This window comes from Streptomyces sp. NPDC048516, from assembly GCF_043199875.1.
Classification (GTDB): domain Bacteria; phylum Actinomycetota; class Actinomycetes; order Streptomycetales; family Streptomycetaceae; genus Streptomyces.
The window spans coordinates 181,510-194,614 of record NZ_JBICWS010000006.1 but is presented as its reverse complement, the minus strand read 5'-3'; the positions used below and the strand labels follow the sequence as shown (position 1 = coordinate 194,614).

General features: G+C 71.9%; 11 protein-coding genes and 2 pseudogenes. 10 read left to right on the top strand and 3 right to left on the bottom strand.

The window, feature by feature from the left end; genetic code table 11:
- Positions 1–363: 363 nt before the first annotated feature.
- Complete coding sequence (locus ACGFR7_RS14595; protein WP_393317998.1) at positions 364–1,350, bottom strand: ATP-binding protein; 987 nt, start codon at positions 1,348–1,350, stop codon at positions 364–366.
- Between the two features lie 101 nt (positions 1,351–1,451).
- Between ACGFR7_RS14595 and ACGFR7_RS14590 the strand changes: the two genes are divergently transcribed.
- A complete protein-coding gene (locus ACGFR7_RS14590) occupies positions 1,452–2,354 on the top strand; it encodes an oxidoreductase (RefSeq protein ID WP_393317996.1) in 903 nt (300 codons plus the stop codon).
- Positions 2,355–2,720: 366 nt separating this feature from the next.
- On the opposite strand, the gene ACGFR7_RS14585 is transcribed toward ACGFR7_RS14590, so the two are convergent.
- A complete protein-coding gene (locus ACGFR7_RS14585) occupies positions 2,721–3,629 on the bottom strand; it encodes an HAD family hydrolase (protein WP_393317993.1) in 909 nt (302 codons plus the stop codon).
- A 458-nt stretch (positions 3,630–4,087) separates the two neighbouring features.
- On the opposite strand from ACGFR7_RS14585, the pseudogene ssd reads away from it, so the two are divergent.
- From ssd to ACGFR7_RS14550, 7 genes and pseudogenes are all read left to right on the top strand, one after another.
- Positions 4,088–5,188: pseudogene (gene ssd, locus ACGFR7_RS14580) on the top strand (septum site-determining protein Ssd); the annotation flags it as partial.
- 194 nt (positions 5,189–5,382) lie between these two features.
- Positions 5,383–6,549, top strand: coding sequence for a TadA family conjugal transfer-associated ATPase (locus ACGFR7_RS14575; protein WP_393317990.1), 1,167 nt, complete (start codon positions 5,383–5,385; stop codon positions 6,547–6,549).
- A gap of 11 nt (positions 6,550–6,560) precedes the next feature.
- Positions 6,561–7,466, top strand: coding sequence for a type II secretion system F family protein (locus tag ACGFR7_RS14570; protein ID WP_393318571.1), 906 nt, complete (start codon positions 6,561–6,563; stop codon positions 7,464–7,466).
- A gap of 292 nt (positions 7,467–7,758) precedes the next feature.
- Entirely contained in the window at positions 7,759–8,319 is a 561-nt protein-coding gene (locus ACGFR7_RS14565; protein WP_393317988.1) for a type II secretion system F family protein, read from the top strand.
- Between the two features lie 223 nt (positions 8,320–8,542).
- Positions 8,543–8,749: a DUF4244 domain-containing protein gene (locus ACGFR7_RS14560; RefSeq protein ID WP_311623959.1), complete on the top strand. Its 207-nt coding sequence runs from the start codon at positions 8,543–8,545 to the stop codon at positions 8,747–8,749.
- On the top strand, positions 8,736–9,134 hold the full coding sequence (locus ACGFR7_RS14555; protein WP_393317985.1) for a TadE family type IV pilus minor pilin: 399 nt from the start codon (positions 8,736–8,738) through the stop codon (positions 9,132–9,134). Before ACGFR7_RS14560 ends, ACGFR7_RS14555 begins: the two co-directional genes overlap by 14 nt.
- Positions 9,109–9,447 (top strand): annotated as a pseudogene (locus ACGFR7_RS14550) (Rv3654c family TadE-like protein); the annotation flags it as partial. The gene ACGFR7_RS14555 and the pseudogene ACGFR7_RS14550, both read left to right, overlap by 26 nt.
- A gap of 51 nt (positions 9,448–9,498) precedes the next feature.
- On the opposite strand, the gene ACGFR7_RS14545 reads toward ACGFR7_RS14550, so the two are convergent.
- On the bottom strand, positions 9,499–11,862 hold the full coding sequence (locus tag ACGFR7_RS14545) for a DEAD/DEAH box helicase (RefSeq protein WP_393317982.1): 2,364 nt from the start codon (positions 11,860–11,862) through the stop codon (positions 9,499–9,501).
- Positions 11,863–12,024: 162 nt separating this feature from the next.
- On the opposite strand from ACGFR7_RS14545, the gene bldG reads away from it, so the two are divergent.
- Positions 12,025–12,366, top strand: coding sequence for an anti-sigma factor antagonist BldG (gene bldG, locus ACGFR7_RS14540; RefSeq protein ID WP_004571875.1), 342 nt, complete (start codon positions 12,025–12,027; stop codon positions 12,364–12,366).
- Between the two features lie 111 nt (positions 12,367–12,477).
- On the top strand, positions 12,478–12,921 hold the full coding sequence (locus tag ACGFR7_RS14535) for an ATP-binding protein (protein WP_393317978.1): 444 nt from the start codon (positions 12,478–12,480) through the stop codon (positions 12,919–12,921).
- Positions 12,922–13,105: the final 184 nt, after the last annotated feature.

Here is a 13,105-nt window from a genome sequence, read left to right as displayed (position 1 = left end):
GGGGCGATGGTCCGGCGACTCCCAAGCATCGGTAAATGAACCGTAATGACAGGTAAAGGAAGGGAGAAGCTTTTACCGGCATATGCCGTCATCCTTCCCCCTATCGAATGAATCCGGTGGTTTTTGGCTTGCTCTTTTCCTGCCTCTCCTTCGCGCATGAAGCGGGTGCGCCGTTATTTCGGTGCATCACCCGGAAGGCGCGCACCGGTTCCCGGAGCGGGAAATGTGCCGTCCGAACCGGCGCCTGCGATCCCGGCGCTCTCCATGTCGGCGCCCTCCGTGTCGGCGCCCTCGGGGCCGGCACCCTCCGGGCCGGCGGGCAACCGGCCTGGCCGGCCGCGCCGACCGGCTGCCCCCTGCAGGTCAGGCGGGCTGTGGGGCGGCCGTTCCCTCGAAGAGCACGAAGGACGGGTCGACCTGGGCCGCGAGGTCGACGCCGGTCTTCGCATTGCCCCAGCTCTCCGCGTTCTTCAGGTGGAAGTGCACCATCTGGCGTGTGTAGCGCTCCCAGTCACGGTGCCCGTAGGCGGCGTCAGCCGTGTGGTGCAGCGTCTGCAGGGCGTGGCGGTTGCCCTCCTCCAGGCGGCTGAAGGGGGCCGGGCGGCCCTTCTCCATGGCCCGCACCCAGTCGGAGTGGCCGACGGTCACCAGCAGGTCGCCGCCCACCTCGTCGCGCAGGAACGCCAGGTCCTCGGGACCCTGCACCTTGTTGCCCACGACCTTCAGGGGTACGCCGAAGTCTCGTGCGTACTCCTTGTACTGGCGGTAGACGGCGATGCCCTTACGGGTCGGCTCGGCGACCAGGTAGGTCATGTCGAAGCGGGTGAACATCCCGGACGCGAAGGAGTCGGAGCCGGCCGTCATATCGACGACGACGTACTCCTCGCGGCCGTCCACGAGGTGGTTCAGGCACAGTTCCACCGCGCCGACCTTGGAGTGGTAGCAGGCCACGCCCAGGTCGGACTCGGTGAACGGCCCGGTCGCCATCAGCCGCACGGCGGAGTCATCGAGCTTCACCGTCCTGGCGCAGGCCTGGTAAACGGCGTTGTCCTCGCCGACCCGCAGCAGCCGGGACCCCTCGCCGGGCGGGGTGGTCTTGATCATCGATTCGGCGGACGGGATCCGCGGGTTGCTGCCGCGCAAGTAGTCCTTGATCAGTGGGAGATGGGCGCCCATCGCGGGGAGCGCCGCGCCCTCCGTCTCGTCGAGGCCGAGGGCGGCGCCCAGGTGTTGGTTGATGTCCGCGTCCACGGCGATCACGGGGAGCCGGGCCGCGGCGAGATGCCGGATGAACAGGGAGGACAGGGTGGTCTTGCCGCTGCCGCCCTTGCCTACGAAAGCGATCTTCATGTTCACCAAGGGTAAGCGGAATATTGCTCTGAGTGAGAGCTCCGCGTGAGGAAGACCACTCCTTCGAGGGGTCGGGCCCCGTGGTGCGTAGGGTCGTACCCATGGCTGGAAACACCCGGGGGACGTCCCCCGCACCCCCGAAAGCGAGCGACGACCCGCTCGCGACCCTGGCCTCGCTCCCGGGGGTCGCCGACTCCGTGGACTCCGTACGCAAGGGCGTCGACCGGGTATACGGGCACCGGATCATGCGACGCCGCAGCAACGAGGTGACATCCGAGGCGGCGCTGCGCGGAGCGCGCGGTTCCGCGGCCCTTTCGGGGGCCGACTGGGCGCTCGAAGAGGTGCGGCGCCGCACCGACTTCGGTGTCGAGGGCGAACCGCGGACGGTCGGCGCGGCCTTGCGGCTGACGGCCGAGGCCGGACAGCTGCTCAGCGTGTGGCGGCAGTCGCCGCTGCGGGTGCTGGCGCGGCTCCATCTGGTGGCGGCATCGGGTGGCGGGCGGAGCTCCGACGGGGTCGACGGGGCGCGAGAGCCGGGCGAGGTGGCGGACGAGACGGTGGGGCGGCCCCGGCTGGCCGCCGAGCCGGTGGACGAACCGCTCATCGAGCTGCCGCTGCCGGATGCCGACGAGGTCGCCGGGCGGCTGGACGGGCTGTCGCGGCTGCTGCTCGCCGGCACCGAGGCCCCGGCCCTGGTGACCGCGGCGGTGGTGCACGGCGAGCTGCTTGCCCTGCGGCCGTTCGCCACCTGCAACGGACTGGTCGCGCGGGCCGCCGAGCGGATTGTGCTGATCGGCAGCGGGCTGGACCCGAAGTCGATCTGTCCGGCCGAGGTCGGGCACGCCGAACTGGGGCGCGCGGCCTATGTCGCGGCCCTGGACGGCTACGTGTCCGGCACCCCGGAGGGCGTCGCGGCATGGATCGCACACTGCGGACGCGCGGTGGAACTGGGCGTACGGGAGAGCACCGCAGTCTGTGAGGCGCTGCAGCGCGGCGCGGCATAACGGGAGCCGGGGCGAGAGCTTCGGGCGGTGCTCACGAATTCCGGAAGCAATGCTTCATTCGCCCCTGAACAGGGTTGCGGCGGTACCAATGGGTGGTACCGCCGCTGGCATGTCCGCCTAGTTACCATGCGTGCTCACATATATGCCCATCAGGTCGGAATCTTCGTCCGGTTACCTGGTGCGGCTGGCCCGTAATCGACGGGTCGGCGTCGCGTGGGTGCTCGGCATTCATGCATCGGTCCGTGGGCCACTTCCTGCGTTAAAGGTGTTCCTCTCGGATGTCCTTGGTCTCGCGGGCCGTTAAGTCCTTTGTACTACTCGGGCAGGACAAGCGGAACCCCCACCTGCAGATCTTTACGTTTGACTTCAAACGCGGGCATTGGGGGCGGTGCGACCGGTCCGGCCGATAAGGCGGAGCTGTGGCTTTGTGGATTTCCGCCGGCTCGTGTACCAGACCAGCGTCGCGGTTGCCATGGCCGCGCCCACCGCCGCCATGGCGGCGAGCGCCGGCCGGGAGGGCATCGTCAGCACCGGGAGCCGCTGCTTGAGCGGGACCGGACGGCTGAAGGAGAGAACCGGCCAACCGCGCGCGATCGCCTCACGGCGCAGCGCCCGGTCCGGATTGACCGCGTACGGATGACCGACCGCCGAGAGCATCGGCACATCGGTCGCCGAATCGCTGTACGCATAGCAGCGTTCGAGGTCGTAGCCCTCGGATGCGGCGAGTTCCCGGACGGCTTCCGCCTTGGTCGGGCCGTACGCGTAATACTCCACCTCACCGGTGAAGCGGCCGTCCTCGCCGACGACCATACGGGTGGCCACCACCCGGTCCGCGCCCAGGAGTTCACCGACCGGTTCGACGACTTCGGCGCCCGAGGTGGAGACGATCACGACGTCCCGTCCGGCGGCGTGATGTTCCTCGATGAGCGAGGCCGCCTCGTCGTAAATGATGGGGTCGATCAGATCGTGCAGCGTCTCGGCAACGATCTCCCGTACCTGCGCGACGTCCCAGCCGCGGCACAGTGAGGAGAGGTATTCCCGCATACGCTCCATCTGATCGTGGTCGGCGCCGCCCGCCAGGAACACGAACTGGGCGTACGCAGTGCGCAGTACGGCCCGCCGATTGATCAGACCGCCTTGGTAGAAGGACTTGCTGAAGGTCAGCGTGCTGGACTTTGCAATGACGGTCTTGTCCAAGTCGAAGAACGCGGCAGTACGGGGAGTCGAGTGAGGCACGGAGTGGTTTTCCACGGGGCGAGCATAGGCGCCCACCATTCGGCGTAAGGTGTGGCGCGTGGGTTTGCCTGAGAAGGCTCTCGGGTACACCATGGAAGTCACGGATCGTTCGCGACCGTGCTAACCCGGTCCGACTCCTCCCCCCCCCGAGTCGGCCGTGGGGACGACCCCCGCTCTCCCCCCCGGCGGGGGTCGTCGCATGTCCGGACGCATTTTCCGCCGCCGGACGCCGCTCCGCTCCAGCCCCTGCCTGTGGGCCGTCGTCACCCGCGACGCAGACATTCCATTACGCACCGTAGTCGGCGTGCTGCTCTGAGGGAGAGTCCCGTGAGTCCCAGAAGTAGCCGTTCGTCGCTGGAATAGGTGACAGGGATATTCACAGCCCGGGGGTTGTCCACAATTTTGGCTCAAGATCCACAATATTTTCCTGATCGCTGCATCGTAAAAAGCCGCGAGTTCGCGGATGTGCGAGTTGCGTAGCGACAGGGGGACGGAACGTGGCCGAAACCACGCCATCGAAAGGATCGGTCCGAACCGGCGAAGAGCGGGGCGGACCGCTGATCATCACCGAGGACGAACGGCTCCTCGACGATCTTCTGCGGCTGTGTGCCGCGGCCGGTGCGCTGCCCGAAGTGGCACATGGCCTGCCGGCCCGCAAGGCGGACTGGGAAGCGCCGCCGCTGGTGATCGTCGGCGGTGACTGCGCGCCCCGGTTGCTCGGCTGCGGACGGCGCGCTGGGGTCATCCTCACGGGCGGGGACGCGGATGACCCGGATCTCTGGCGCCAAGCCGTCGCCCTCGGCGCCGAGCGGGTCCTTGCTCTCCCCGACGGTGAGCGCTGGCTGGCCGACCGGATCGCCGACGCCGTCGAAGGCGTGGGGCCCCCGGCCCTGACGGTCGGAGTCATCGGCGGCTGCGGCGGCGCCGGAGCCAGCACCCTGGCCGGCGCGCTGGCCGTCACCGCGGCCCGGACGGGGCGGCGCACCCTGCTCGTCGACGGAGATCCCCTGGGCGGCGGGCTGGACGTCCTGCTGGGTGGAGAGAAGGAAAGGGGCCTGCGCTGGCCCGCCTTCGCCGAATCGCGCGGCCGGGTGGCCTGCGGCGCGCTGGCGGAGTCGCTGCCGCGGCTGCACGCCTTGCGGGTCCTCAGCTGGGACCGGGGAGCCGATGTCACGATCCCGCCCCCGGCCATGCGCGCGGTCATGGCCGCGGCCCGGCGGCGTGGTGGCGTCGTGGTGGTGGACCTGCCGCGCAAGGTCGACGAGGCAGCCGCCGAAGCCCTCGGGCAGGTGGACATGGGCCTGCTGCTCATCCCTACGGAACTGCGCGCGGTGGCGGCGGCCCAACGGGTGGTGTCGGGGGTGCAGAAGGTTCTCGGCGATCTGCGAGTGGTGGCGCGCGGGACTCCCGGACGCCATGGGCACGGTCTGCCGCCGGACGAGATCGCCCGCCTCATGGAGCTGCCGCTCGCGGGTGAAGTGCCCTGGGAGGCAAGCCTGGTGGCGGATCTCGCACGCGGTGTGCCACCGGGGGCGCAGGTGCGCGGACCGCTGGCGCGATTCTGCGCGGGGTTCTGGGGGCGCGTGGCGGAGAGCGGCAGCGAAGGCGGCAGCGAAGGCGGCGGGGCGGGAGTGGCCGAGCCGCCGGGTGTCTGGCCCGGCAGTGGTCCGGGGGCGGAGCCGGAGCCTGGTGGTGGGCCGGGGCCCAGGGCGGGATCGAGGGCCGGCGCGATGCCGTGGCCGGTGGCCGGCCCCGTGGGCTCCCGTGCCGCCGGCCGGGACGGCGGATGGTCATGAGCCAGGGACAGGACTTGCTGGAGGTGGTGCGCAGACGGCTCGCCGAGGCCGGTGCGGAGCCCACGCCCGCCCGGGTGGCGGTGGCGCTGCGCGAGCAGGGGCGGCTCCTGGGGGATGCCGAAGTGCTGGGCGTGGTGGCCGCGTTGCGGTCCGAAATGGTGGGCAGCGGGCCGTTGGAACCCCTGCTGGCCGCGCCCGATGTCACGGACGTCCTGGTCACCGCGCCGGACGAGGTATGGGTGGACCGCGGCGGCGGGCTGGAGCGTACCGGCGTCCGTTTCCGGGACGCGGCAGAGGTGCGCAGGCTCGCCCAGCGGCTGGCGGCGGTGGCCGGGCGGCGGCTGGACGATGCCCGGCCATGGGTGGACGCCCGGCTGCCGGACGGCACCCGGCTGCATGCGGTGCTGCCCCCGGTGGCGGTCGCCGGGACCTGCCTGTCGTTACGGGTGCTGCGGCCGCGGGCCTTCTCCCTCGCGGAGCTGGTGTCGGCGGGCACCGTCCCGCCGGGCGGCGACCGGCTGCTCGCGGCGATGCTGGCGGCCCGGCTGTCATTTCTCATCAGCGGCGGTACGGGCTCAGGTAAGACCACGTTGCTCAGCACACTGCTCGGGCTGGTCGGGCCGGCCGAGCGGATCGTCCTGGCCGAGGACTCGGCGGAGCTGCGGCCGGACCACCCCCACGTGGTGCGGCTGGAGACCCGGCCGGCCAACCAGGAAGGCGTCGGGCGGGTGACGCTGCGCGACCTCGTACGGCAGGCGCTGCGGATGCGTCCGGACCGGCTGGTGGTGGGGGAGGTGCGCGGCGCCGAGGTCACGGACCTGCTGGCGGCGCTCAATACGGGTCACGAGGGCGGCTGCGGCACGGTCCATGCCAATGCGGCATGCGACGTCCCCGCGCGCCTGGAAGCCCTCGGTTCGACGGCGGGCCTGGATCGTGCCGCGCTGCACAGCCAGCTGGCGGCCGCGCTCTCGGTCGTCCTGCATCTGGTGCGCGACCGCAGCGGCCGCCGCCGGATCGCCGAGCTTCATGTCCTGGAGCGGGACCGCGACGGATTCGTGGTGACCGTGCCGGCTGCCGTCCGGGGCCCGGAGGGTTTCGAAGAGGCGCGGGGCTGGGGGCGGTTGATGCGGCTGTGTGAGCGAAGCGGGGGCGGAGCCCGGTGAGCGCGGCCGGTATGGCGCTGGGGGCCGCGGCGCTCTGCGCGGTGGTCGCGAGCCGGCTGGGCGCTGGCCGTCGGGACGACGAACGGCAGCGGGCCCGGGCGCTGTTCGGGGGCGTGGGAGAGGCGGCCCCAGCAGTGGGGTGGCGGGCCTGGTTGTGGGGCGAGGGGGTGCGGAAGTGGTGCGCGGGCCGGATGGTCGAGGGGGAAGCGGGGCGGCGCTGGAGTTTCGGCCGCTGGGGGGACTGCGGGCGGGAGATCTGGTGCCTGCCGGTGGGGCTGGTGCCGGCAGTGGTGGGCAGATCCGTACTCCCGGTACTCGCTTCCGTGGTGGCTTTCTTCCTCGTCCGCCGGTGGCTGGCCGCCCGCGGAGTGGTGCATGCCCGCGAGGGGCGCTCCGCCGCGGTGATCGGGCTGTGTGCGGCGGTGGCGGGCGAGCTACGGGCCGGACGGCAGCCCGCCCAGGCCCTGCTCGCCGCGGGGGCCACGGGACTCGGAGCGGTCGGCTCGGCGGTGATGGCGGCCGCGCGATACGGCGGGGACGTGCCCCGGGAGCTGCGGGCGGCGGCCCGACTGCCGGGGGCCGCGGGACTGACAGGGATGGCCGCGTGCTGGCAGGTGGCGGTGGAGGGCGGCGCGGGACTGGCCTCGGGCCTGGAGCGGATCGCGGCAGGACTCAGAGCTCAGAAGGACCAACGTGACGAACTGCGCGCGCAGTTGGCGGGCCCGCGGGCCACCGCGCTGATGCTCGCCCTGTTGCCCGTGGGCGGCCTCCTGATGGGCAGCGCACTCGGCGCCGACCCGCTGCGGGTGCTGCTGCACACCCCGGCCGGGTGGGGCTGCCTGGCGGTCGGCGGGCTCCTGGAGTGGTGCGGAGTGGCCTGGACGGCCCGGATCGTCGCGACCGCGGAAGACGCGTAGGGAGGGGATCGGAGTGAGCGCGGAAGTTATCCACAGGATGGGGATGGCGGTTGCCGCCATGTCGGCGGTGCTGTGCGCCGTGGCTTGGGTGGGGGAGGCGCGTCGTGGGTGTGCCGTACAGAGGCGGGTGTCGGAGATGTGGGCCGCGGGGCCCGGTCGATACGGCGGCCCACACAGACACCTCACCCCGCTCCGGCTCCGGCGCCGCGGTCGAACGTCGGGCACGGAAGACGGCACCGGACGAAACGGCCTGCTGAAGGAGTGGGCCGGGCCTCTCGGAGCGGCCGCATTCATGGTCATTGTCATCGGCGGCGTCATGGGCGTCCTGGCGGGACTCGCCGTGGGATTCGGGGCGCATCGCAGGCTGGTGCGCCAACGGGGCGCGGAGGCGGCGCGGTCGGCGGACGCGGAGGTACGAGCGGAGCTGGCACCGGCGGGCGACCTGCTGGCGGCTTGCCTCGCGGCGGGGGCCGGGCCGCGGGAGTCGGCCGAGGCGGTGGGCCGGTCGCTCGACGGGCCGGTCGCCGAGCGGCTGCGCCAGGTGGCGGCGGAACTGCGCCTGGGCGGTGAACCCGCCGTCGTATGGCCTCGGCTGGCGGCTCTCCCCGGTGCCGAAGGGCTGGCGCGCTGTATGGAGCGCGCCGGGATATCCGGGGTGCCGGCCGTCGAGTCGGCATCCCGGGTCGCCGCCGAACTCCGTGCGGATCAGGCCCGAGCCGCGACCGCGCGGGCCCGGCGGGCCGGTGTGCTGGTCACGCTGCCGCTGTCGGCGTGCTTCCTGCCCGCGTTTTTGGCACTCGGAGTTGTGCCGGTGCTGATCGGGCTGGCAGGCGGCCTGCTGGGACGTAACTGAGCTGCAGCAAAAGCAAGTTCGAGACCCGGCGAGAGGAGCGGGACGAGGGCGGCGGCCGCAGGGCTGCCGAGACCGGATCACCGGTAGCCGGAACCGCCCCACCGGCCATGCCAGAAGCGACACATCAGGAGCGACACATCAGAGGTCGCACATCAGAAGCCGCGTATCAAAGGCCATTCATTCAGAGGCCGTGCACATCAGAGACCGCGCAAAGGGGGATGGAATGTTCCGGGGTGGAAGCTTTCGACGGTGGTGGGCGGAGCTGCGTGCGCTCGGGGCCGACGACCGGGGGATGACCACGGCGGAGTACGCCGTGGGGACGCTCGCGGCGTGTGCCTTGGCGGCGGTGCTCTACAAGGTCGTGACGAGCGGGCCGGTGAAGGCGCTGCTCCAGTCGGTGCTGGAGCGGGCGATCAATGTCCAGTTCTGACAGCCGGGCCCCGGGCCCGCGGGCCCGGGGAGCCCCGTACGGCGCTCGTGACGCCGGATTTGTGACGGCGGAGACCGCAGTGGTCATGCCCGTGCTGGTGGCGGTGGTGGCCGCGCTCATCTGGGGGCTGATGGCGGTCTGTGCCCGTATCGAGTGTGTGGACGCCGCGCGGGCCGGGGCGCGGGCCGCTGCGCGGTCGGAACCGCGGGCGGCGGTGCTCTCGGCGGCGCGGGGCGCGGCTCCGAAGGGCGCGCGGGTCGCGCTGGCGCGGGAGGGCGACCTGGTGCGCGTACGGGTCGAGGCCGAGCTGCCCGGCGTGGGGCAAATGACGGTGCGGGTCGGCGGGGAGGCGGTGGCTCTTGCGGAGGAGACGGTGCGGCGATGAGGGCTCGGCGACGGTCTGGACGGTGTTCGCGGCGGCGGCGCTGTGCGCGGTGTTCGCGGCCCTGATCGGGGTGGGCCAGGCGGTCACGGCGCGGCACCGAGCGGGTGGCGGCGCGGACCTGGCGGCGCTGGCCGCCGCGGATCACGCCCGGCTGGGGCCGGCCGGGGCCTGCGCTGCGGCTCGCCGGGTGGCGGCCGCGCAGCACACCCGCCTGGTGCGCTGTGCGCTGGCCGGGCCGGTCGCCGATGTCTTTGCCGAGGCGGGCCGCAGCCCGTTCACCTCCCGCGTACGGGCCCGAGCCGGCCCGCCGGGGCGCAGTGACCCGGCGCGGGGCCGAGCCGGAGCTGCTGTCCGCGCCCGCCCGCTAGGTCTGCTCCGGCACGCCACGCAACAGCTCGTCCAGCAACCGGATGGCTCCCCGTTTGTGGAGCGGGTCGTTGCCGTTGCCGCACTTGGGGGACTGGATGCAGGAAGGGCAGCCGGCCTCGCATTCGCAGGAGGCGATGGCGTCGCGGGTGGCGGTGAGCCAGTCGGCGGCAGTGTGGAAGGCACGCTCGGCGAATCCGGCGCCGCCGGGATGGCCGTCGTAGACGAAAACGGTCGGCAGCAGGGTGTCCGGGTGAAGCGGCACGGAGACGCCGCCGATGTCCCAGCGGTCACAGGTGGCGAAGAGCGGCAGCATGCCGATGGAGGCGTGTTCCGCGGCGTGCAGAGCGCCGCCCAACTGCTCGGGATTGACGCGGGCGGCGTCGAGCTGGTCCTCGGTGACCGTCCACCACACCGCACGGGTGCGCAGCGTACGGGGCGGCAGATCGAGCTTGGTCTCGCCCAGGACCTCGCCGGTGATCAGTTTGCGGCGCAGGAAGGAGACGACCTGGTTGGTGACCTCCACGGATCCGAAGCACAGCCGGCCGTCCCCCCACGGGATCTCGGTGTCGGTCTCGAGGACGGCGATGGCGGTGGTGTCGCGGGCGGTCGTGGAATAGGGCGGGTGGGCCTCTTCGACGAGCGCCACGTTGTCGGCCAGGTCGAGGTGCCGGACGAGATAGGTACGGCCCTGGTGAAGGTGGACCGCGCCGTCGTGGACGGCGGTGTGCGCGGCGGCGGCGTCCACGGTGCCCAGCAGCCGTCCGGTGCCCTCTTCCACGACCTGCACCGGCGCGCCGCCCTGGCCGCGGATGTCGGTGAGGTCGACGGCCCGCTCACGGCGCGTCCAGTGCCACGCCCTGGCACGCCGCCGCAGCAGGTTCGCGGCCTCCAACTGCGGCATCAGTCCGGCGGTCGCGGGTCCGAAGAGCGCGAAGTCGGCTTCGGTGAGGGGGAGTTCGGAGGCGGCCGCGCACAGATGCGGGGCGAGCACGTACGGGTTGTCGGGGTCGAGGACGGTGGACTCGACGGGCTGGTCGAAGAGTGCCTCGGGGTGGTGCACGAGGTAGGTGTCCAGCGGGTCGTCGCGGGCCACGAGCACGGCGAGGGCGCCCTGCCCGGAGCGGCCCGCCCGGCCCGCCTGCTGCCACAGGGACGCCCGGGTGCCCGGATAGCCGGCGATGACCACGGCATCCAGCCCGGAGACGTCCACGCCCAGTTCGAGCGCGGTGGTGGCGGCCAGACCGAGGAGGTCACCGCTGTGCAGCGCGCGTTCCAGGGCGCGGCGCTCCTCGGGCAGATATCCGCCCCGGTACGCGGCGACCCGCCCGGGCAGCGAGCGGTCCACCTCCGCGAGCCGCTCCTGGGCGATCAGCGCGATCAGCTCGGCGCCGCGCCGGGAGCGGACGAAGGCGACGGTGCGTACGCCCTGGACGGCGAGGTCGGTGAGCAGGTCCGCGGTCTCGGCGGTGGCGGTCCGGCGGACCGGGGCGCCCTGCTCGCCGTGGAGTTCGGTGAGCGGCGGCTCCCACAGCGCGAAGACCAACTCGCCGCGCGGCGAGGTGTCCTCGGTGATTTCCACCACGGGCAGACCGGTGAGCCGGGTCGCGGCCTGGGCTGGCCTCGCGGCCGTGGCGGAGGCGAGCAGAAAGACCGGCTCGGAGCCGTACCGGGCGCAGACACGCCGCAGCCGGCGGATGACCTGCGCGACATGGGACCCGAAGACGCCGCGGTAGCTGTGGCATTCATCGATGACGACATAGCGCAGCGCGCGCAGGAAGGAGGACCAGCGCGGGTGGGCCGGCAGGATGCCGCGGTGCAGCATGTCGGGATTGGTCAGGACGTAGTTGCCGTACTGGCGGACCCATTCGCGCTCCTCGACGGGAGTGTCGCCGTCGTAGACCGCGGGGCGCACGGCCGTGCCCAGGGGAGCGGCCAGCTCGCGTACGGCACGCCGCTGATCGGCCGCCAGCGCCTTCGTGGGGGCCAGATACAGGGCCGTGGCGCCCCTTCCGTTCGGCGCCTCGGAGCCGTCCAGGAGCGTGGAGAGGACCGGCGCGAGATACGCCAGGGACTTCCCCGAGGCGGTGCCGGTGGCGACGACGACCGACTCGCCGCGCAGTGCGTGTTCGGATGTCCTTGCCTGGTGGGCCCAGGGACGCTCGATTCCGGCCGAACGGATGGCATCGATCACTTCCGGTCGGATCTGTTCCGGCCAGTCGGCATGGCTGCCGATGCGCGGGGGCAAGTGCTCCGTATGAGTGATGCGCGCAGCGCGGGTCGCGCCCCGGGCGAGACGTTCGAGAATCATGCCTGGGGAAGGGCGTGCGCCCGCATCCGGCGGGACTGGATTGGAGGCCATCGGCACCGAGTGTGTCACCGGAGTGACGGACAATGCTCAAAGGGCGTCGTGCACGCCTGCCGGTAAGTGATTGAATGCCATCGCGGCTGCCAGATCCGCCCCTACCGTCGGTGGGGAGGCCCCAGGGGGGCGACCGCTCGATAGCAAGGTGCTGGAGGATCCGTGGACCTGTCCCTGTCGACCCGGACCGTTGGCGACCGTACGGTCGTCGAGGTCGGTGGCGAGATTGATGTATACACCGCGCCCAAGCTGCGGGAGCAGCTGGTCGAGCTTGTGAACGACGGAAGCTACCACCTCGTGGTGGACATGGAACGTGTCGACTTCCTCGACTCCACTGGGCTCGGCGTGCTGGTCGGCGGACTCAAGCGGGTGCGTGCCCATGAGGGCTCGCTGCGCCTGGTCTGCAACCAGGAGCGCATTCTCAAGATCTTCCGGATCACCGGACTGACCAAGGTGTTTCCCATTCACACCTCGGTCGACGAAGCCGTCGCAGCCACTGACTGACGGTTTTGCCGGTCCCCCGCGTCATCAGACGCGGGGGGAGGAAGCAGTGGGGGGTTCCGGACACGGTGTCCGGCCCCCTACGACGCACGCCCGCAAAACGAGGGGGATGGCATGGCCACCGTCGAACTTCGCTTCAGCGCCCTTCCCGAGCACGTCCGCACCGCGCGTCTGGTCGCGGCTGCCGTGGCACGGCGCGCCGGGGTGGACGAGGCCGTGCTGGACGAGGTGCGGCTCGCCGTCGGTGAGGCCTGCAGCCGGGCAGTCGGGCTGCACGAGAGCCATGACATCGAGGAGCCCGTCCGCGTCCTGCTGATCGAGGACGAGAAGAAGTTCTCGATCGAGGTCGGCGACGGTGTCTCCGGCGACTCCGGTACGGCCGGGGCGCGAGGCGGCGACGAGACCGAGGGCGCCGTGGAGAGCGACGCCGAGGGCGAGGACGAAATGGGCCTCGCGGTGATCAGCGGGCTGGTCGACGATGTCGAGGTGACCGCCGGCAAGGACGGCGGGCTGATCCGGATGACCTGGCCCACCACGGCGGCCGTGGTGGTGCCGTAGCGCCCGGGCCCAGCGCCCGGCGAATGCCCTGACCCCTGACCCTGGACCTCGTCCGTAGCCGGTGGGGGCACCCGTCGTTGCCTGCTGCCTGCTGCCTGCTGCCTGCTGCCTGCTGCCTGCTGCCTGTGCTCGCCCTGTCGCCGTGTGCGCCCCCTGTTTGCTGCGGACCCCCCTGCCGCCTTGT

What these genes read in the sequence shown, in the direction of transcription:
- ACGFR7_RS14595 (WP_393317998.1), bottom strand. Translation starts at nt 1,350, where the DNA reads ATGAAGATCGCTTTCGTAGGCAAGGGCGGCAGCGGCAAGACCACCCTG.
- ACGFR7_RS14590 (WP_393317996.1), top strand. Translation starts at nt 1,452, where the DNA reads ATGGCTGGAAACACCCGGGGGACGTCCCCCGCACCCCCGAAAGCGAGC.
- ACGFR7_RS14585 (WP_393317993.1), bottom strand. Translation starts at nt 3,629, where the DNA reads ATGGTGGGCGCCTATGCTCGCCCCGTGGAAAACCACTCCGTGCCTCAC.
- ACGFR7_RS14575 (WP_393317990.1), top strand. Translation starts at nt 5,383, where the DNA reads ATGAGCCAGGGACAGGACTTGCTGGAGGTGGTGCGCAGACGGCTCGCC.
- ACGFR7_RS14570 (WP_393318571.1), top strand. Translation starts at nt 6,561, where the DNA reads ATGGCGCTGGGGGCCGCGGCGCTCTGCGCGGTGGTCGCGAGCCGGCTG.
- ACGFR7_RS14565 (WP_393317988.1), top strand. Translation starts at nt 7,759, where the DNA reads ATGGTCATTGTCATCGGCGGCGTCATGGGCGTCCTGGCGGGACTCGCC.
- ACGFR7_RS14560 (WP_311623959.1), top strand. Translation starts at nt 8,543, where the DNA reads ATGTTCCGGGGTGGAAGCTTTCGACGGTGGTGGGCGGAGCTGCGTGCG.
- ACGFR7_RS14555 (WP_393317985.1), top strand. Translation starts at nt 8,736, where the DNA reads ATGTCCAGTTCTGACAGCCGGGCCCCGGGCCCGCGGGCCCGGGGAGCC.
- ACGFR7_RS14545 (WP_393317982.1), bottom strand. Translation starts at nt 11,862, where the DNA reads ATGGCCTCCAATCCAGTCCCGCCGGATGCGGGCGCACGCCCTTCCCCA.
- ACGFR7_RS14535 (WP_393317978.1), top strand. Translation starts at nt 12,478, where the DNA reads ATGGCCACCGTCGAACTTCGCTTCAGCGCCCTTCCCGAGCACGTCCGC.